17 protein-coding genes are annotated in these 19,844 nt (G+C 58.3%); 3 read left to right on the top strand and 14 right to left on the bottom strand.

Translation table 11 applies throughout. The features are described from left to right. Nucleotides 1-4: 4 nt before the first annotated feature. Entirely contained in the window at nucleotides 5-682 is a 678-nt protein-coding gene (locus tag Q0Y21_RS16620; RefSeq protein ID WP_297797872.1) for a DUF2057 family protein, read from the bottom strand. A gap of 251 nt (nucleotides 683-933) precedes the next feature. Here Q0Y21_RS16620 and Q0Y21_RS16615 point away from each other — a divergent pair, with 251 nt between their 5' ends. Next, on the top strand, nucleotides 934-1,143 hold the full coding sequence (locus tag Q0Y21_RS16615) for a DUF6316 family protein (RefSeq protein WP_297797870.1): 210 nt from the start codon (nucleotides 934-936) through the stop codon (nucleotides 1,141-1,143). A 41-nt stretch (nucleotides 1,144-1,184) separates the two neighbouring features. Here the strand turns inward: Q0Y21_RS16615 and Q0Y21_RS16610 are convergent, their stop codons facing one another. The 8 genes from Q0Y21_RS16610 to glyA all read right to left on the bottom strand — a co-directional run bounded on the left by Q0Y21_RS16610 (nucleotide 1,185) and on the right by glyA (nucleotide 7,824). After that, the gene (locus Q0Y21_RS16610) at nucleotides 1,185-1,712 is read right to left on the bottom strand and encodes a phosphatidylglycerophosphatase A (protein WP_297797868.1); all 528 of its coding nucleotides are present in this window, start codon (nucleotides 1,710-1,712) and stop codon (nucleotides 1,185-1,187) included. Further along, on the bottom strand, nucleotides 1,709-2,656 hold the full coding sequence (gene thiL / locus Q0Y21_RS16605) for a thiamine-phosphate kinase (protein WP_297797867.1): 948 nt from the start codon (nucleotides 2,654-2,656) through the stop codon (nucleotides 1,709-1,711). Before thiL ends, Q0Y21_RS16610 begins: the two co-directional genes overlap by 4 nt. Nucleotides 2,657-2,659: 3 nt before the next feature. After that, nucleotides 2,660-3,136 carry a transcription antitermination factor NusB gene (nusB, locus tag Q0Y21_RS16600; RefSeq protein WP_297797865.1) on the bottom strand — a complete coding sequence of 159 codons (477 nt, stop codon included), beginning with the start codon at nucleotides 3,134-3,136 and terminating at the stop codon, nucleotides 2,660-2,662. Continuing rightward, complete coding sequence (gene ribE, locus Q0Y21_RS16595; RefSeq protein ID WP_297797863.1) at nucleotides 3,136-3,612, bottom strand: 6,7-dimethyl-8-ribityllumazine synthase; 477 nt, start codon at nucleotides 3,610-3,612, stop codon at nucleotides 3,136-3,138. Before ribE ends, nusB begins: the two co-directional genes overlap by 1 nt. A 48-nt stretch (nucleotides 3,613-3,660) precedes the next feature. After that, the gene (ribBA, locus tag Q0Y21_RS16590; RefSeq protein ID WP_297797861.1) at nucleotides 3,661-4,776 is read right to left on the bottom strand and encodes a bifunctional 3,4-dihydroxy-2-butanone-4-phosphate synthase/GTP cyclohydrolase II; all 1,116 of its coding nucleotides are present in this window, start codon (nucleotides 4,774-4,776) and stop codon (nucleotides 3,661-3,663) included. A 67-nt stretch (nucleotides 4,777-4,843) separates the two neighbouring features. Beyond that, entirely contained in the window at nucleotides 4,844-5,959 is a 1,116-nt protein-coding gene (ribD, locus tag Q0Y21_RS16585) for a bifunctional diaminohydroxyphosphoribosylaminopyrimidine deaminase/5-amino-6-(5-phosphoribosylamino)uracil reductase RibD (protein ID WP_297797859.1), read from the bottom strand. Continuing rightward, on the bottom strand, nucleotides 5,956-6,474 hold the full coding sequence (gene nrdR, locus Q0Y21_RS16580; RefSeq protein WP_297797857.1) for a transcriptional regulator NrdR: 519 nt from the start codon (nucleotides 6,472-6,474) through the stop codon (nucleotides 5,956-5,958). Before nrdR ends, ribD begins: the two co-directional genes overlap by 4 nt. A 93-nt stretch (nucleotides 6,475-6,567) precedes the next feature. Next, the gene (glyA, locus tag Q0Y21_RS16575; protein WP_297797855.1) at nucleotides 6,568-7,824 is read right to left on the bottom strand and encodes a serine hydroxymethyltransferase; all 1,257 of its coding nucleotides are present in this window, start codon (nucleotides 7,822-7,824) and stop codon (nucleotides 6,568-6,570) included. Nucleotides 7,825-8,069: 245 nt separating this feature from the next. Here glyA and ettA point away from each other — a divergent pair, with 245 nt between their 5' ends. Next, nucleotides 8,070-9,731 carry an energy-dependent translational throttle protein EttA gene (gene ettA / locus Q0Y21_RS16570; RefSeq protein ID WP_297797853.1) on the top strand — a complete coding sequence of 554 codons (1,662 nt, stop codon included), beginning with the start codon at nucleotides 8,070-8,072 and terminating at the stop codon, nucleotides 9,729-9,731. After that, nucleotides 9,731-11,107 carry a DNA repair protein RadA gene (gene radA / locus Q0Y21_RS16565; RefSeq protein ID WP_297797851.1) on the top strand — a complete coding sequence of 459 codons (1,377 nt, stop codon included), beginning with the start codon at nucleotides 9,731-9,733 and terminating at the stop codon, nucleotides 11,105-11,107. The genes ettA and radA overlap by 1 nt, the downstream gene beginning before the upstream one ends. Before the next feature lie 224 nt (nucleotides 11,108-11,331). Here radA and Q0Y21_RS16560 read toward each other — a convergent pair whose 3' ends face one another. From Q0Y21_RS16560 to Q0Y21_RS16540, 5 genes are all read right to left on the bottom strand, one after another. Next, nucleotides 11,332-11,700, bottom strand: a complete 369-nt coding sequence (locus tag Q0Y21_RS16560) for a PilZ domain-containing protein (RefSeq protein ID WP_297797849.1) — start codon at nucleotides 11,698-11,700, stop codon at nucleotides 11,332-11,334. 329 nt (nucleotides 11,701-12,029) lie between these two features. Next, nucleotides 12,030-13,094 (bottom strand): uroporphyrinogen decarboxylase, encoded by a 1,065-nt coding sequence (gene hemE / locus Q0Y21_RS16555; protein ID WP_297797847.1) that lies wholly within the window; start codon nucleotides 13,092-13,094, stop codon nucleotides 12,030-12,032. A 121-nt stretch (nucleotides 13,095-13,215) separates the two neighbouring features. Further along, complete coding sequence (locus Q0Y21_RS16550; protein ID WP_297797954.1) at nucleotides 13,216-14,634, bottom strand: FAD-dependent oxidoreductase; 1,419 nt, start codon at nucleotides 14,632-14,634, stop codon at nucleotides 13,216-13,218. A gap of 78 nt (nucleotides 14,635-14,712) precedes the next feature. Further along, nucleotides 14,713-19,161, bottom strand: a complete 4,449-nt coding sequence (gene gltB, locus Q0Y21_RS16545) for a glutamate synthase large subunit (RefSeq protein WP_297797845.1) — start codon at nucleotides 19,159-19,161, stop codon at nucleotides 14,713-14,715. 247 nt (nucleotides 19,162-19,408) lie between these two features. Further along, nucleotides 19,409-19,642 (bottom strand): SPOR domain-containing protein, encoded by a 234-nt coding sequence (locus Q0Y21_RS16540; RefSeq protein ID WP_297797843.1) that lies wholly within the window; start codon nucleotides 19,640-19,642, stop codon nucleotides 19,409-19,411. Nucleotides 19,643-19,844: the final 202 nt, after the last annotated feature.

Raw genomic sequence — 19,844 nt, 5'->3', positions numbered from 1 at the left:
GCCCTTATTCAAACGCCCAGCGTAGGAAAGTACGCTTTTCCTCTTCGCTGGCGTCTTGCCAGAGAGCTTTCAACTGCCCCAAGGTGTCGCCATTCGTCGTTTCAGCTACCTCGTGGCTATCACTGGAAACGGGCGTACGCGCCAGATTCGTGGACTCACCGCCCCACAACTCGAACTGCGCCACCTCCTCACCGGCCTCGTTCACGATGGCGCCAGCGAAATCTTCCCTCAGTGCTTCCGCCTCACGGCGGGATTCCGGTTTGGTGAAATCGAAATGGTAGGTCTCACCCGCCTGGGCAACGAAAGATACGGCCTGAGGTTCTGTTTCCACCACATGAACCTTTGACTCACCATTTTTGACGACATCGGTCCTGGCCCAGATCGTCTTATAGTTGAATACGACCTGATTCTCCCCGGGCAACAGCTCGTAGTTGAGGGCGAGGTCATCCATGAGGAAGTTGCTCATACTGCGACCATTAACACTGGTCACCTGAATCTCGCCCGGAGCCTTTAACAGGGCACGACCATCTACATCAGCCTCCCCTTCCCACGTTTGTATCCTGGTCAGGGGTGAGGCGCACCCGGCCAGGAAAATGGCAGCAAGAGCTAAAACGAACAACCGGAAAATCATTACGGGAAAGGCTGCCACCTTGAAAACCCGCGAAACGTGATAAATACTCATGAAATATCCTTATGCAGTGATGAGATCAGACTGCTGGCATTCTGACGAGTGCCATTAGCCAGAGCAAGAGGGGGCGCCCGGTTTCACGCCTCTCCTTCGCTCCAGGCGAATCGTCAGAATGAGACCCAGAGCTTACAAACAATAAAAACCGGTTGAAATCGCCCGAAATTGGTTTAATTTTAAACAATCGGATGACACGTAGCCCTGAAAGCGGGAAAGCACGCAGAAAGCGCCAGGGCACAGGAGGCACCATGGACACTCAACGCCGGACCGAGGAAGATGGGCCAGTACCGTTTCGCAGCAGCCGTTTTTTCTGTGTGGGGAGCAAGTGGTACTTCACCACAAGGGAAGGTTTTGACAGTGGCCCCTTTGCCACTCGCGATCGCGCAGAAACCGGGCTGAGACGCTTTTTACACGTTGTCCGTCTGCTACCCGAAGAGCAACATCAGCAAATTCACTGAATCTACCAGCCAAACGGGTCCGGCTCACCGGAAGAGCCGGATCAGATAATGATCGGCATCAACCACCGGTCAATGGCGAAAAGACACCCCAGCGCCATAAACCCCGCAACCACATCGTCCACCATGATACCCAGTCCACCAGGAGCGCGCCGGTCAATCCAACTGATGGGCCAGGGTTTCACCACGTCGAAAAACCGGAACAGCGCGAAAGCCATCAGCACCCCATAGATATTGTCGGGAATCAGTGCCAGCGCAATCCACATGCCGACAAACTCATCCCAGACAATGCCACCGTGGTCGTGTACTTTCAGGTCAGTGGCCGTCTTTCCACAAAGCCAGATCCCCACAACAAAGGCAACCACTATGACCGCCCAGTAGGCAGCGAACGGCAGCCAGGCAATGGTTAGCCAGAGTGGAATTGCCGCCAGGCTGCCCCAGGTGCCCGGTGCGCGGGAGGCAGCGCCACTGCCAAACCCGAATGCCAGCAGGTGAACCGGGTCACGCAGAAAACCGGGAGGCAGCAGTGCTTCGGTCAATTCGGGTTCCTGCAGGTCATCATCACTACTCATCGCTTACTCCCGAAATGATCGTATCCACCAGTCACCAACCCGCTTTCAATACCCTTGATACCGTTTCCGGCTACCACCTTACCAATAATACTCAATTGCGCATGCACGGCCTCTGGCAAACCTTCCCACAAATCCGGCGGGACAGCGACGCAAAGTTCGTAATCGTCACCGGCCTCCAGTGCCAGTCTGAGCGCCTCTGCCGGACCCTTGAGGCGACTTACTGCGGCAGATACGGGTACTGCCTGACAATCCAGCTCCGCGCCGACATCTGAGGCCCCCAGAATGTGCCCGAGGTCCGCCAACAGGCCATCGGAGATATCGATGGCGGCGCTGGCTACCTCTCGCAATGCCATTCCCAGGTCCAGCCTGGGAACCGGAGCGTGATATCGCTCCAGAACGGCCCGTTCATCCTCAGACGGGGAGACGCTTTGAAGATAATCCAATGCCGCGCCTGCTTCCCCAAGGGTGCCCGACACGCACAGATAATCCCCCACTCTCGCACCGGAACGTAACATGGCTTCACCGGCAGGCACCTCGCCATGCACCTGCAGACTGAGCGTCAGCGGCCCCCGGGTGGTATCCCCTCCGGCCAGCTCCAGGCCAAAGGCCCGAGACGCCCGGGACAGTCCGCGGGAAAAAGGCTCCAGCCATTCCGGGGACGCTTCCGGTAAGGTCAGCGCGAGGGTAAAACAGACAGGTTTTGCGCCCATGGCAGCCAGATCACTGGCGGCCACAGCCAATGATCGCCAACCGAGATGTTCGGGATCATAACCGGCGGGAAAGTGAACTCCCTCCACGAGGGTGTCCACGGAAAAAACAAGCTCGTGACCGGATGCAACACGCTCGATAGCACAGTCATCCCCCGGACCGAGCACCAGCGACGCAGCGCGGCTCTGCCCGGCGAGAGGACTGAAATAGCGGCGTATCAGTTCGAACTCACCCATTCGTTAGCGCGGGCGGGTCTCAGCCAGCCGCAGGCGACGGCTGAGCTTGTCGAGGATACTGTTCACAAACTTGTGCCCTTCCGTACCCCCGAACTTTTTGGCCATTTCAATGCCTTCGTTGATCACCACCTTGTAAGGCACATCCAGACGATGCTTCAGCTCATAGGCACCAAGGCGGACAATCGCCAGCTCCACCGGATCCACTTCATTCAGTGGGCGATCAAGAAACGGCTCCAGCAACCTGTCGAGTTCAGCCTGCTCACGGTGAACCCCACGCAGCAGATCCCGGAAATAGAGGGCATCCACCTTGGTCATATCGTTATCGACCAGGAATTCGGATTCGATGTCCGATATCGCGCTCTTGCTGAAATGGCGCTGATAAAGCCCCTGCATGGCCAGGGCTCGGGCACGGCGACGATCACCAGCTTTCGGTTGCCCGGATGCACCCGGCTGCGGGGAAGTGTCTTCAGTTGCGCTCATCACTCACCCAGCTTCTTGAACAGGCTGACCATTTCCAGGGCTGTAATCGCGGCTTCCGCACCCTTGTTGCCAGCCTTGGTGCCCGAGCGTTCAATGGCCTGCTCTATGGAATCCACTGTCAGCACGCCGAAAGTCACCGGCACATCGGTTTCCAGACTGACTGCACCCAGCCCGCTGGATGCTTCGCCAGCAACATAATCAAAATGCGGCGTACCACCACGGATAACGGCACCGAGGGCAATGATCGCGTCGTGATCACCGGTTTCGGCCACCCGCTTGACGGCCAGCGGCATTTCGTAAGCGCCGGGGACACGCACGATGGTAATGTCGGCGTCAGCAATGCCGTGACGACGAAGGGTATCAACTGCGCCCTCAACCAGGCTTTCCACAACGAATCCGTTAAAGCGACCAACCACCAGGGCATATCGACCGCTGCAGTGGGTGAAATCGCCTTCAATTACTTTGATATCTGCCATGAACGGCTCCTTAACGGGCAACGCTGAACACCAGCGCTGCCGGGTTCATCATTCGGGGGTATAGGGTACGTACTCTTCCACTTCCAGATCGAACCCGGAAATCGCGGAAAACTTGATGGGCGGGCTCAACAGGCGCATTTTTCCGACACCAATGTCCTTCAGGATCTGAGAGCCGGTACCCACGGTAAAGTAAACGCCGGAACTGCCTTTCGCGGCTGAGGCCTGCTCCTCCCCGAAAAACTCATGTATCCGGTCTTCCAGGTTGTAGCTGTCTTCGGCGCTATTCAGAAGCACCACCACGCCCCGACCTTCCTCGGCCACTTTCTCCAGGGCATGGTGCAGCGGCCAGCTACGTGAATCGGCACGACGGGCGCCCAACAGGTCCCGCAAAGTGTCGGTAATGTGCACGCGCACCAGCACAGGCTCGTCCGGCCTGATATCGCCCATGACCATAGCCAGGTGCGTCGAGCCCTGGATATTGTCCCGATAGGTCCGCAGGTTAAATACACCGTATTCCGTATCGAGGTCGTACTTCTCAATGCAGTCGATAGTACGCTCGTTCAGGGTACGGTAATGAATCAGGTCGGCGATGGTACCTATCTTCAGATCGTGCTGTTCCGCAAACCGTTCAAGATCCTCACGACGGGCCATGGAGCCATCGTCGTTCATGATTTCGCAGATCACACCCGCCGGCTCACAACCCGCCAATGCGGCAAGGTCACAGGACGCCTCGGTATGACCGGCGCGGCTCAGCACACCGCCGGGATCCGACATCAACGGAAAAATATGGCCAGGCTGAACGAGGTCGGAAGCCTTGGCATTCTTCGCCACGGCAGCCTGCACGGTTCGAGCCCGGTCAGCCGCAGAGATACCGGTGGTCACGCCCTCGGTTGCTTCAATTGACAGGGTAAACTTGGTTCCGAACCCGGAGGCGTTACGCTGGACCATCAACGGCAGCCCCAGTTGCTCGCAGCGGGTGCGGGTCATGGGCATACAGATCAGGCCGCGACCAAAGCGGGCCATGAAGTTGATGGCTTCCGGCGTGCAATGCTCTGCCGCCATTACCAGGTCGCCTTCATTCTCGCGGTCCTCGTCGTCCATCAGGATCACCATCTTGCCCTGACGAATATCTTCAATGATCTCTTCTATGCTGTTCAGTGCCATAGGTATTTTGCACCCTTTCAGTTTGCCGGAGCGGGCTCCGCAACGGACAAACCGTGAATTGAAAACGTTACCGTGGCGCCAGGATCAGACGTTGATCCTCACCCACCTGACGGCGATCCAGTACCTTCCATTGTACTTTATCCGCCATGGATTCCAGTGGCAGGTGGGCTGTTGGCCGCCCCGTACTGCCTAAAAACACCGGCGCCTGGTAAAGCCAGAGCTCATCCACCAGGCGTTCGTCAATAAAGGTACCGGCCAGGGTTGGCCCGGCTTCCACCAGCAATTCGTTGATCCCCAACTCGCCGAGGGAATCGAGCAGCTCACCAACATCAATGCCATTATCCTTCCAGGCAACCCCGGTCAGACTGACTCCCAGAGCGGCAAGATCCTGGGCCGGCGCGGTTGCCAACGTGGGGGACGCACAGTACACCTGAACATTCCCACCCTGAAGAATGTTTGCGCCGCATGGTGTGCGGGCATCACGGTCTGCGATCACCCGAAGCGGCATGCGGGATGGTTCGGTCGCATCGCCAATATCCCCCAGTTCCTCGCGCCGCACCGTCAGCGACGGGTCGTCGGCGAGTACCGTGCCAACACCGGTCAGCACGGCATCACTGATGGCGCGCAGGCGCTGCACGTCCCGGCGGGCGTCCGGCCCGGTAATCCACTGACTTTCACCGGAAGCCATCGCCGTACGCCCATCCAGGCTGGCCGCCATCTTCAACCGGACAAATGGGCGGCCGGAATTCATTCGCTTCATAAAGCCGGGATTGAGGCGGGCGGCTTCATCTGCCAGCAGGCCTTCGGTCACGCGGATGCCCGCCTCGCGAAGCATATCCAGCCCACGTCCGGACACCGAAGGATTGGGATCCTTGGTGGCCGCAAAGACATGGGCGACACCCGCCTCGATCAACGCCTTGGCACAGGGCGGCGTGCGGCCGAAGTGGCTACACGGTTCCAGGGTCACATAGGCCGTTGCGCCCCGCGCTGCCGGGCCCGCCTGACTCAGTGCGCGAATTTCAGCGTGGGCCTCACCGGCTCGCTCATGCCAGCCTTCACCGAGAATCCTGCCGCCCCGGGCGATAACACAGCCAACCCGTGGGTTCGGGTGCGTCGAGTAGCGCCCACGCCAGGCAAGCTGCACCGCTCGGGCCATGAACGCAGTATCCTGGGCGTCTATCATGCTTTGCCCTTGGAGGAGTGGTTATCAGCCAGTACCTTGGCCACATCCACCGGATCGTCGCCGGAATTGGCCGACAACCGCTCAATCTCTTCCTTGAATTCGTTAATATCCTGAAAACTCCTGTAGACCGACGCAAACCGGACGTAAGCCACCTTGTCCAGTTGGCGAAGTTCGGTCATCACTTCTTCACCAAGCTGCATGGATTTGACTTCACGCTCACCGGTTGCCCGCAAACGGAACTTGATACGGTTCAATGCAGCGTCGATTTCCTCAATACTGACCGGGCGCTTTTCCAGCGCTTTCATCAGGCCGGAACGCAGCTTTTCCTCATCAAACGGCTGACGCGTGCCATCCTGTTTGACCACCCTCGGCATCACCAGCTCGGCCGATTCGAAGGTTGTGAACCGCTCGCGACAGGACAGGCACTCCCTGCGGCGACGCACCTGATCCCCCTCGGCCACCAGCCGTGAGTCAATCACCTTGGTATCTGCTTCACCACAGAAGGGACAGTGCATATTCGGGAGCTCCGGAAAATAGCCGGGGTAAGAGTCACCGGTTAATGAGTAGCCGGGTCGTCGACAGGACGACCCGGCGTGCTTGCCTGAAGTTTAGCCCGCGTATACCGGGAAGCGAGCACACAGGGCTTCAACCTGTTCACGCACGCGGTTATTGACGGCATCGTCCTCCAGGTTGTCGAGGATGTCACACATCCAGCCAGCCAGGTCGCGGCATTCGGTCTCACCAAAACCGCGGGTAGTTACCGCCGGAGTACCGATACGCAGCCCGGACGTCACAAACGGAGAGCGTGGATCGTTGGGAACCGCGTTCTTGTTGACGGTAATGTGCGCGCGGCCAAGGGCAGCGTCCGCATCCTTACCGGTAATGTCCTGCTTGATCAGGCTGACCAGAAACAGGTGGTTTTTAGTGCCACCGGACACCACATCGTAACCGCGCTCAATAAATACCTGCGCCATGGCCGAGGCGTTCTTCACAACCTGTTGCTGATACGTCTTGAAGTCATCGCTCATGGCCTCCTTGAAGCACACGGCCTTGGCAGCGATCACGTGCATCAGCGGGCCGCCCTGACCACCCGGGAACACCGCAGAGTTCAGCTTCTTCTGCAGATCCGCATCGTCACAGGCCAGAATCAGGCCACCGCGTGGGCCGCGCAGGGTCTTGTGGGTGGTGGTTGCAACCACATGAGCGTGGGGTACCGGATCCGGGTAAACGCCTGCAGCCACCAGACCGGCAACGTGAGCCATGTCGACAAACAGGTAAGCACCCACTTTGTCCGCAATCTCACGGAAACGGGCAAAATCCAGCTCCTGGGAATAGGCAGAGAAGCCGGCGATGATCATCTTCGGCTTGTGCTCAACCGCCAGGGCTTCAACCTCATCGTAGTCGATCAGGCCGGTATCGTTGTTGATACCATACTGGACGGCATTGTAGATCTTGCCGGAGAAGTTCACGCTGGCGCCATGAGTCAGGTGACCACCGTGGGCGAGGCTCATGCCAAGCACGGTATCGCCCGGCTTCAGCAGCGCCATGAATACCGCGGAGTTGGCCTGGGAGCCGGAATGCGGCTGCACGTTGGCGTAGGCAGCGCCGAACAGTTCCTTGGCGCGATTGATCGCCAGGTCTTCGGCAATATCGACAAACTCACAGCCACCGTAGTAGCGCTTACCCGGATACCCCTCGGCGTACTTGTTGGTGAGCACGCTGCCCTGGGCTTCCATCACCCGCGGGCTGGTGTAGTTTTCTGACGCAATCAGCTCGATGTGAGCTTCCTGACGTTTTTCCTCCGCCTGCATGGCGTTCCAGAGTTCGTCGTCAAAGCCGGCGATTTTCATATCACGATTAAACATGGATGCGCTGCCCCTGTGTGCTTAGCTGCCCGAAAAATTTGGGCGGCTATTCTATCCTACAAATGGGTGAAAAATCATCCTTTATACCGCTCGTGGCCCCTCCGCAGAAACCGTCACATCGCAATTTCCACCAGCTTTCATCACCTTTCCGCAATTGCCATAGCCTGCCGGTTTCGCTACCTTACGGGGCTAATCTGATCATTCCCTTTATTTACCTCCGAATACAACAGAGGACACAGCCAGTTATGGCCCAGTACGTATACACCATGAACCGCGTGGGCAAGGTGGTTCCGCCCAAGCGTGAAATTCTCAAGGACATTTCCCTGAGCTTCTTCCCGGGCGCCAAGATTGGCGTACTCGGCCTCAACGGTGCCGGTAAATCCACCCTGCTTCGCATTATGGCGGGTGTGGACCAGGATTACATCGGCGAGGCCCGCCCCCAGCCGGGCATCAATGTCGGTTACCTGCCCCAGGAGCCGGAGCTGGACGAAGACAAAACCGTCAAGGAAATCGTCGATGAGTCAGTCTCCGGCGTCCACGACGCGCTGGCGGAACTGGACCAGGTTTATGCTGCCTACGCCGAACCGGATGCGGATTTTGACGCCCTCGCCAAGAAACAGGGTGAACTGGAGGCCTACATTCAGGCCACTGACGGTCACGATATTGAGCGCAAGATGGAAGTGGCTGCGGACGCGCTGCGTCTTCCGCCATGGGATCAAAAGGTTAAAGTGCTGTCAGGTGGTGAGCGCCGCCGGGTAGCGCTCTGCCGCCTGCTGCTGTCCGGCCCTGACATGTTGTTGCTGGATGAGCCCACCAACCACCTGGATGCCGAATCCGTGGCCTGGCTCGAGCGCTTCCTGCACGATTACGAAGGCACCGTGGTTGCCATCACCCACGATCGCTACTTCCTCGACAATGTTGCCGGCTGGATCCTGGAACTGGACCGCGGCCAGGGCATTCCGTTTGAAGGCAACTACAGCCAGTGGCTGGAGAACAAGGAGAAGCGTCTGGAGATGGAGTCCAAGCAGGAAGCTTCTCACCAGAAAGCCATCAAACAGGAACTGGAATGGGTCCGCAGCAACGCCAAGGGCCGCCAGTCCAAGAGTAAAGCCCGTCTGGCTCGCTTTGAGGAAATGAGCTCCCAGGAGTTCCAGAAGCGCAACGAAACCAACGAGCTGTATATTCCGCCCGGACCACGCCTGGGCAACAAGGTTATAGAGGTTGAGGGCATCAGCAAGTCTTTCGGTGACCGCCTGCTGTACGAAGACGTGTCCTTCAGCGTTCCGCCGGGCGCCATTGTCGGCATTATCGGTGGTAACGGTGCCGGCAAATCGACCCTGTTCAAGATGATCGGGGGGTACGACAAACCCGATTCCGGCGACATTATCGTGGGTGAGACAGTCGAACTGGCATACGTGGACCAGATGCGCGACCTGGACGGCAGCAAAACCGTCTGGGAAGAACTCTCCGATGGCAACGATATCATCAAGGTTGGCAACTACGAGACCCCATCCCGGGCCTACGTGGGACGCTTCAACTTCAAGGGCAGCGACCAGCAGAAACGGGTCGGCGACCTGTCCGGGGGTGAGCGTAACCGCCTGCACCTGGCCAAGCTACTGAAGCAGGGCGGCAACGTACTGCTGCTGGACGAACCCACCAACGATCTGGACGTGGAAACCCTGCGCGCCCTGGAAGAAGCGCTGCTCAACTTCCCTGGCTCCGCCCTGGTGATCTCGCACGATCGCTGGTTCCTGGACCGGGTAGCCAGCCATATCCTGGCATTCGAGGATGACGGGGACGTGGTCTACTTCGAGGGCAACTTCACCGAGTACGACGAGGACTTCAAGAAGCGCAAGGGGGATTCTGCCATGCAGCCCAAGCGTATGAAGTACAAGAAGCTCGCCTGATGGCCAAAGCCAAAACCGCCTTTGTCTGCACCGAATGCGGCGCAGACTATTCCAAATGGCAGGGCCAGTGCACGGCCTGCCAGGCCTGGAATACCGTCAGCGAAGTCCGCGGCGTCAGCAGCAATGCCAAAGGCGCCCGCGGTGCCCGCTTCGAGGGGTTCGCCGGCAGCCTGTCGGCAGTCCAGAGCCTGGACGACGTCAGTCTGGCCGAGCAGCCCCGCATCAGCTCCGGCATGCAGGAGTTTGACCGGGTGCTGGGCGGCGGCCTGGTAGAAGGGTCTGCCGTCCTGATGGGCGGTCACCCCGGCGCCGGCAAGAGCACCCTGCTGCTTCAGGCCGTCTGCCATCTGGCCGCAAGCGTTCCCGCTCTGTATGTAACGGGTGAGGAATCCCTGCAACAGGTGGCCATGCGTGCCAAACGCCTGGGCTTGCCCACCAGAGACCTGAAAATGCTGTCGGAGACCAGCGTCGAGCGGGTGATGCAGGTGGCGGAAGCGGAAAAACCCCGAATTCTGGTGGTGGACAGTATCCAGGTGATGCATGTCGCCGAAACGGAATCCGCCCCGGGCAGTGTCTCCCAGGTCCGCGAAAGCGCCGCCTATCTGACCCGATTCGCCAAACAGACCGGTACAATCCTGTTCCTGGTCGGCCACGTCACCAAGGACGGCAGCCTCGCCGGCCCGAAAGTACTGGAGCACATGATCGACTGCTCCATCCTGCTGGAAGGCTCCAGCGACAGCCGCTACCGCACGTTACGGGGCATCAAGAACCGCTTTGGCGCGGTGAATGAGCTGGGCGTATTTGCCATGCTGGAACAGGGCCTGAAGGAAGTGAAGAACCCCAGCGCGATCTTCCTCAACCGGGGCGAAGAAGCGGCGCCCGGCAGTGTGGTGATGGTGGTCTGGGAAGGAACCCGACCCATGCTGGTGGAGATCCAGGCGCTGGTGGACATGGCCCAGGGCGGCTATCCAAGGCGCGTCGCCGTAGGGCTGGATCAGAACCGGCTGGCGATGCTGTTGGCGGTTCTGCATCGCCACGGCGGGATGCATGTGTCGGATCAGGATGTCTTCGTCAACGTGGTTGGCGGCGTCAAGGTCAACGAGACCAGTGCGGACTTGGCTCTGTTGGCTGCGATTGTCTCGTCCTTCCGCGACCGCGCCCTGCCCCAGGATCTGGTGATTTTCGGGGAAGTCGGCCTGTCGGGGGAGATTCGCCCGGTACCCAGCGGTCAGGAGCGAATCTACGAGGCCTCCAAGCACGGTTTCACCCGCGCACTAGTGCCCAAGGCCAATGTACCGCGCAAACCTGTCGAGGGGATGACAGTGATTCCGGTGACCAAGCTTAGCGAGGCGCTTTTAGCTTTAGAGGAGGTTTAAACGTCTACCCCTAGACTTCCAGAATTGGTGCATGGGAGGGGTTGGGGTTCCTTTTCAAAAACCGCTACAAGCACATCCATGTGCGCTTCTCTCCGGCCATCCATGGCCTCCGAAATTTTTGAAAAGGAACCCCAACCCCTCCCCTCGAAACAAGCAGATAACGCCGACAGCGCAAAGCCTGAAAACGGGATGAGCAGATTGAGCAGGACAAATCAGCTGACACCCTAATCAATCAAATGCGCAAACTCCCTCTCAAGCAACGCCTGATCCCCCAGGTTAAGCTCAACAAGCCGCTTTAAGTGAGTGGCACTTTCCAGGTCGATGTACTGACACTTGAACCCCAATCGCTGCGACTCAACATGTCTAAGCTCCACCGCCATAACAATGGCCGTTTCATTGTCGTCCAGATGAACGATCACCTCGCACGGCTCGTTTAACGGCACGTTCCACTCGTTCGGCCTTTTTACCAGAACGCCTTTCAGGGAGATATCCAGCACCTCCGTTAACCAGACACTGTCCTGGCAGTGAAGCTCACAGGGGGCGTCGAATTCAATACGGTGGAATCGTCGTTTCTCAGGGGGTTGAGTCGGCAAGTGGTTACTCCTGTTTACTGCTTTTGTTCCATATGACTATAGACCCGACAGGAGGATGCATCCAGAGGAGTTTTACGAGTGGTATTTGGTGATTGGTGCACGCGTTGCGTGCCTAATCCGACCTACGAGTCCAGAACGGAGATATCAACGTGGCCGAATATACCAAAACAGTCGAAGCGAGGCCGTTGTGGGGCCCTTTCCAAAAATTTCGGAGGCCATGGATGGCCGGAGAGAAGCGCACAGGGAAGTGCTCGTAGCGGTTTTTGGAAAGGGCCCCACAACGGCCGCAACCACCAAACTCTCAGGCTAGGAGCCGGCGAAAACCATAGTTAGCGGTGATACTCAGGACTTAGCTCTACCACCGCCTCAATAAACGCCTTGGCGTGCTCCGGATCCACATCCGGGGTGATGCCATGCCCCAGGTTGAAGATATGCCCCGGGCCGGTGCCGAAGCGACGGAGGATATCCGCCACTTCCTGGCGAATACGCTCAGGCGGCGCATACAGCATGGCCGGGTCCATATTGCCCTGCAGGGCAACCCGATCGCCGATGCGAGCACGGGCATTGCCGATGTCTGTGGTCCAGTCCAGACCTACTGCATCTGCACCGGAATCGGCGATGGACTCCAGCCACTGACCACCATTCTTGGTGAACAGGATCACCGGAACACGACGACCTTCGCTCTCGCGAATCAGGCCATCCACGATTTTCTTCATATAGCGCAGCGAGAACTCCTCATACGCCCAACTGCTCAGCACCCCGCCCCAGGTATCAAAAATCTGGACCACTTGGGCTCCGGCGCGGATCTGGCCGTTCAGGTAATCAATGACACAGTCTGCCAGGTGATCCAGCAGGCGATGCATCACCTCCGGCTGGCCGTACATCAGCTTCTTGGCTTCACGGAAATCCTTGGAAGAACCGCCCTCGATCATGTAGGTAGCCAGTGTCCAGGGGCTGCCAGAGAAGCCAATCAGCGGAACACTGCCATTAAGGGCGCCACGGATGGTGGATACCGCGTTCATCACGTAATCCAGGTCCACCTCGGCCTTCATCGTAGGCAAGGCTGCAACGTCCGCCTCAGAGCGGATCGTATGCTTGAACTTGGGACCTTCACCGGTCTCGAAGTACAGGCCGAGTCCCAGCGCGTCCGGGATGGTCAGGATGTCAGAGAACAGGATGGCGGCATCCAGCGGGAAACGCTTCAGAGGCTGCAGCGTGACTTCACAGGCCAGGGGCGTGTTCTTACAGAGACTGAGAAAATCCCCCGCCTGGGCTCGGGTCGCACGGTACTCGGGCAGGTAACGGCCGGCCTGACGCATCATCCACACCGGTGTGCGATCAACGGGCTGGCGCATCAATGCGCGCAGGAAGCGGTCATTTTTCAGCTCGGTCATAGGATTTCCAGTCTGCTCTCGGTCTGTGAAATGTGGGGTGCAATGATACCCCGTTTACAGCAATAAAAAAGGGCGGCTTACCCGTAGCAAGCCGCCCTTCTGATCTGAATCAGGTCCGTCCTCAGATATCCAGGTAATCCAGGATGCCTTCAGCGGCCTGACGGCCTTCCCAGATAGCGGTTACGACCAGATCGGAGCCGCGGACCATGTCACCACCGGCAAAAATCTTCTGGTTGCTGGTCTGGAACGCAAACTCAGCCTCTTCCGGCGCCGCTACACGACCGGAATCATCGGTATTGATGCTCTGTGCATCAAACCAGTCTGCCGGGCTTGGGCGGAAACCAAAGGCCACCAGCACGGCGTCAGCCGGGATCACCTCTTCACTGCCCGGAACCACTTCCGGACGGCGGCGGCCGTTCTCGTCAGGCTCGCCTAACTGGGTCTGGACAACCTTCACCCCTTCCACCTTGTCTTCACCAATGATGGCAATGGGCTGACGGTTGAACATGAACTTGACGCCCTCTTCCTTGGCGTTTTCAACTTCCTTGCGGGACCCCGGCATGTTCGCCTCATCCCGGCGATAGGCACACGTGACGCTCTCTGCCTGCTGGCGAATAGACGTGCGGTTGCAGTCCATCGCGGTATCACCACCACCCAGGACCACAACACGCTTGCCTTTCATGTCGATGAAATCATCCGCGTTTTCCTCGTAGCCGAGGCGACGGTTGACGTTGGAGACCAGGAACGGCAAGGCGTCGTACACACCCGACAGATCTTCCCCGGGGAAGCCGCCTTTCATGTAGGTGTAGGTGCCCATCCCCATGAACACGGCGTCGTATTCCTCAAGGATGTCTTCCATCATCACATCCTTGCCCACTTCCGTGGACAGGCGGAATTCCATCCCCATTTCCTCAAACACCTGGCGACGACGGGTCATGACGGACTTTTCCAGCTTGAACTCGGGAATACCGAAGGTCAGCAGGCCACCGATTTCCGGGTAGATATCGAATACCACCGGCTTCACGCCGTTGCGCACCAGAACGTCAGCACAGCCCAGACCCGCAGGGCCGGCACCAATCACGGCGACCTTCTTGTCGGTCCACTTCACCGCAGACATATCTGGCTTCCAGCCCAGAGCGAACGCGGTGTCAGTAATGTACTTCTCGACAGAACCGATGGTGACCGCACCGTATCCGTCGTTCAGGGTACAGGCACCCTCACACAGACGGTCCTGCGGGCAGACACGGCCACAGACTTCCGGCAGGGAGTTGGTCTGGTGGCACAGCTCAACCGCCCTCATGATGTTGCCTTCGGAAACCAGCTTCAGCCAGTTCGGGATGTAGTTGTGTACCGGGCACTTCCACTCACAGTATGGGTTACCACACTCCAGACAGCGATGCGCCTGTGGCGCCGCCTCTTCCTGGGTGAACGGGTGGTAGATTTCCCCGAATTCCTTCTTCCGCTTCTTTGCGGGTACCTTTTTCGGGTCTACGCGCCCTACTTCGACAAACTGGAAGTCGTTATTCAGTCGTTCTTTCATCATGATGCTCTCATCAACTCGATTTCGACGGGGGCACCGCTCTGTGGCGGATACCCCAAACCCTGATCGTTCCGGCGCTTATTCCGGGCGCGCGCGGGTGCTTGCCAGCAGGCTGCGCAGGTTGGCAGCCTTGGGTTTCACCAGCCAGAAACGGCCGATGTAGTCGTCGAAATCTTCAAGAATGTGCTCTGCCCACTGACTGCCGGTCTCCGAGATGTGCTCACGGATTACACCGCGCAGGTGATTACGGTAGGACTCCATGTCCTCACGGGAGATGCGCTGGATTTCCACCAGCTCGTGGTTGTACTTGTCCACGAAGGTGTTATCCATATCCAGTACATAGGCAAAGCCACCGGTCATACCGGCACCGAAGTTGTATCCGGTAGAGCCGAGAACCGTCACCAGCCCGCCGGTCATGTATTCACAACAGTGATCGCCGGTGCCCTCAACAACCGCATGGGTTCCGGAGTTACGCACCGCGAAACGCTCGCCTGCCGTGCCGGCAGCAAACAACTTGCCACCGGTTGCACCGTACAGACAGGTGTTCCCGACGATGGAGGTTTCATTGGTCTTGAAGCTGCTGCCACGGGGCGGCTTGACCACCAGTTTGCCGCCAGTCATCCCTTTGCCCACGTAGTCGTTGGCATCACCCTCAAGGATCAGGTTGAGACCACTGACGTTCCAGACACCGAAACTCTGCCCGGCGGTACCGGTCAGGTCGAGAGTCACAGGCGCATCCAACATGCCCTGGTTGCCGTGCTTCTCAGCAATTTCACCAGACAGACGCGCACCGATGGATCGGTCACAGTTGGTCACGCGATAGGACCATGCACCACCGGACTTCTCTTCGATAGCCGCGGCAATATCTTTCACCATCTGCTCGGCAAGCGTGCCCTCATCAAACGGATGGTTGCGCTCTACCTGACAGGTCTGTGGCTTGTCCGCAGGGATGTGATCGTTCGCCAGAAGGCGGCTCAGATCCAACTTCTTCTGGCGCTCGGTATCACCCGGCAGGCGCTCAAGCAGATCCACCCGACCCACCAGTTCTTCCAGGTTGCGAACACCAAGCTTGGCCATCCACTCGCGGGTTTCTTCGGCAACGAAGCGGAAGAAGTTCATGGCCATTTCCACCGTCCCCTTGAAGTGCTCTTCACGGAGATGGTCATTCTGGGTGGCAACACCGGTGGCACAGTTGTTCAGGTGACAGATCCGCAGGTACTTACACCCAAGGGCAACCATTGGGGTGGTACCAAAGCCGAAGCTCTCGGCGCCAAGAATCGCACCTTTTACCACATCAAGGCCGGTTTTAATGCCTCCGTCGGTCTGCAGACGGATTTTTCCGCGCAGATCGTTGGCACGCAGGGCCTGCTGGGTTTCCGTGAGGCCAAGCTCCCACGGTGAACCGGCGTAACGGATTGAGGTCAGCGGGCTCGCAGCGGTACCACCGTCATAACCGGAGACAGTGATCAGGTCGGCGTAGGCCTTGGCAACACCCGCGGCAATCGTGCCCACACCCGGCTCGGATACCAGTTTCACAGACACCAGCGCCTTCGGGTTCACCTGTTTCAGATCGAAAATCAGCTGCGCCAGATCCTCGATCGAGTAGATGTCATGGTGCGGTGGTGGCGAAATCAGCGTCACGCCGGGCACCGAATATCGCAGACGTGCGATCAGGTCGTTTACCTTGCCACCCGGCAGCTGACCGCCCTCGCCAGGCTTGGCGCCCTGGGCAACCTTGATCTGCATGACATCGGCACTACGCAGGTACTCGGCAGTCACACCAAAGCGACCAGAGGCCACCTGCTTGATCTTGGAGCGCTTCTCGGTGCCGTAACGGGCCGGGTCCTCACCACCCTCACCAGAGTTCGAACGCCCGCCGAGGGTGTTCATAGCGACCGCCAGCGCCTCATGTGCCTCAGGGGACAGTGCCCCCAGGGACATGGCCGCGGAATCGAAGCGCGGGAAGATGTTTTCAGCCGGCTCGACCTCGGAAATATCAATGGCCTTGAGGTCTTGGCGGAATCCAAGAAGATCCCTCAGCGTCGCCACCGGCCGCTCATTCACCAGCCCGGCGTATTCCTTGTAGTGACCGTAATCACCACTGATCACCGCTTCCTGGAGCTTGCCGACCACATCCGGATTGAAGGCATGGTATTCCTGGCCGTGAACGTACTTCAGCAGGCCGCCCTGGGACACCGGCTTGCGGGGTTTCCAGGCCACAGCTGCCAGCTGCTCCTGATCCTGCTGAAAATCAAAGAACCCGGCACCCTGGATACGACTGGGCACACCTTTGAAACACAGGTCGACCACCTCATCGGCAAGGCCAATGGCCTCGAACAACTGGGCGCCACGGTAGGAGGTCATGGTCGAGATACCCATCTTGGACAGGATCTTCAGCAGCCCCTTGTTGATGCCCTTGCGATAGTTGTTCTTGGCCTCGATCGGATCCATCAGCAGTTCACCGGTACGGATCAGGTCGTTCAGCACCTGATACGCCAGGTACGGATAGACGGCGGTCGCACCAAAGCCGAACAGGACCGCGAACTGATGAGGATCACGGGCCCAGCCGGTTTCCACGATAATGTTGGAATCACAACGCAGACCCTGCGCCACAAGGTGGTGATGAACCGCACCAGTGGCCATCAGCGCGTTCACCGGCAGCTCACCTTCCTTGAGATCCTTGTCAGACAGGATCAGCAGCACCTTACCATTGCGCGTGGCTTCTTCAGCCTGCTCACAGACACGGCGTATGGCTTGCTCGAGGCCCATCTCCGGGCTGTAGCCCATGGAAATATGAGCAACCTCGAAACCCGGCCGATCATTGTTCGCAATCTTGAGGAACTTGGCCGGCGACAGTACCGGTGTGGTCAGAATGATCCGGTCCGCGTGGTCCGGTGTTTCCTCGAAAACATTGCGCTCAGACCCGAGACAGGTCTCGAGCGACATGACAATCGCTTCCCGAAGCGGATCAATCGCCGGGTTTGTTACCTGGGCAAACTTCTGGCGGAAGTAGTCACCAACGTGACGCACCTTACTGGACAATACCGCCATCGGAGTATCGTCGCCCATGGAACCCACGGCCTCCTGGCCATTCTCCGCCAGCGGACGTAGCACCTGATCGCGCTCCTCGAAGGACACCATGAACATCTTCTGGTGCACCAGAAGCTCGTCGGCGTCCATCAGACGGAACTCAGGGGTGTCCTGATTCAGCGTGGATTCAACACGCAGCGCGTTCTCGCGCAGCCACTGCTTGTACGGGTGAGCATTCTTGAGGCGCTCATCAATGTCCGGAGTATGGAGTACTTCGCCGGTCTGGGTATCAACGGCCAGCATCTGGCCCGGTCCTACCCGGCCCTTCGCCACAACGTCATCGGGCTCATAGCCATAGGTGCCGATTTCCGATGCCAGCGTAATGAAGTCATCCTTGGTGACCACCCAGCGCGCCGGGCGCAGGCCATTCCGGTCCAGCATGCAGACCGCGTAGCGGCCGTCCGAGAATACCAGGCCGGCAGGACCGTCCCACGGCTCCATATGCATGGAGTTGTATTCGTAGAAGGCCCTCAGATTGGAATCCATGGTATCCACATTCTGCCATGCCGGCGGAATCATCATCCGCACTGCACGGAACAGATCCACCCCACCGGCCAGCAGCACTTCCAGCATATTGTCCATGCTCGAGGAGTCGGAACCAGTCAGGTTCACCAGTGGCTGCAGGGTCTGAAGGTCCGGCAGGTCCGGAGAGCTGAACTTGGCCGCACGGGCGATCGCCCAGTTGCGGTTACCATCGATGGTATTGATCTCACCGTTATGCGCCAGGAAACGGAATGGCTGGGCCAACGGCCAGCGCGGCATGGTATTGGTAGAGAAGCGCTGGTGGAAGACACAGATAGCGGTCTGCAGATCCGGATCGCCAAGATCCTTGTAGAAATTCGCCAGATCGGCCGGCATCATCAGGCCCTTGTAGGCCAGCGTACGATGGGAAAGGCTACAGATATAGAACTCGGAATCATCCGCCATGTCGCGCTCGGCGTAGCGGCGACCAATAAACAGGCTGATTGCAAACTCTTTCTCTGCCTTGTCAGCCGGCGCCACAAACACCTGCTCAATACGAGGCAGACAATCCAGGGCCATGGGCCCAAGGCAACTGTTGTCCGTCGGAACTTCCCGCCAGCCCAGAATATCCAGGCCCTGCTCGGTCAGACGCTTTTCAATGGCTTCCCGCCCGGCTTTTGCCTTGGCTTCGTCCGGGTTCAGGAAAACCTGGCCAACGGCAAACAGATCTCCGGGCTCCTTGCCAAACGCCGCTTTAGCGGCCTTGCGCAGGAAGGCATCGGGACTTTGAATAAGCAGGCCGCAACCATCACCGGTCTTTCCGTCTGCCGCAATACCACCACGGTGGGTCATGCAGGTCAGTGACTCGATGGCAGTTTGCAACAACTTGTGGCTGGCATCGCCTTTCATATGGGCGATCAGTCCGAAACCACAGTTGTCCCTGAATTCTTCGGGATGATACAAACCTGTCATCATAAGCGTTCTCTCACATAGAAATGCTTTTCAATCAAAGAGTTATAAGCAAATACCGTTAAAGTCACCCTTTGACACTGAAAATGGGGGCTGGATATTCTACACACGTACAATTACGTACTCAATCCAGTGTCCGATTATTTTAAGGGCTGCGGGGCTGAAGGAGCTCTCTAACCCCACTGTTTTTAATGGCTTTTACGGAAGAAGACATAAAGAGGCTCAGACTCCCGGGAACGTACCTGAAAGCCCATCAAAACCCCTTTAACGGGCGAACCCATGACTCCCGGGAAGGCAGATCCGCAGGTAACTCACCCAATGCAGACCGGGCCGCCTCAACATCCTCAAAATCACCATAAAATACCACAAACCAATCCTGACCCTGCCGCGTGGAGCGAGTGTATTTCAGTTCGTCAACCGCTTCGTACTGCTCAAGGAAGTTAATTGCGGTCTGCTCCTGAAAGCCGGCGACGAACTGCGCGGTCATCCCGCTTCCGGTGCGGACCTGTTCCACAGGAACAAACCTCTCCGGTCGTGCCGGTACAAAATCGGCAACTGTCTCGACTTGGACCAACGCTTGTGATTCCGGTTCCATCTCTGGCTCTGGCTCTGGCTCTGGCTCTGGCTCTGGCTCTGGCTCTGGCTCTGGCTCTGGCTCTGGCTCTGGCTCTGGCTCTGGCTCTGGCTCT

The sequence above is a fragment of the uncultured Marinobacter sp. genome (assembly GCF_947259545.1).
GTDB lineage: Bacteria > Pseudomonadota > Gammaproteobacteria > Pseudomonadales > Oleiphilaceae > Marinobacter.
Note: the sequence above shows the minus strand (reverse complement) of the source record. Positions and strands in the feature narration are given on the sequence as shown.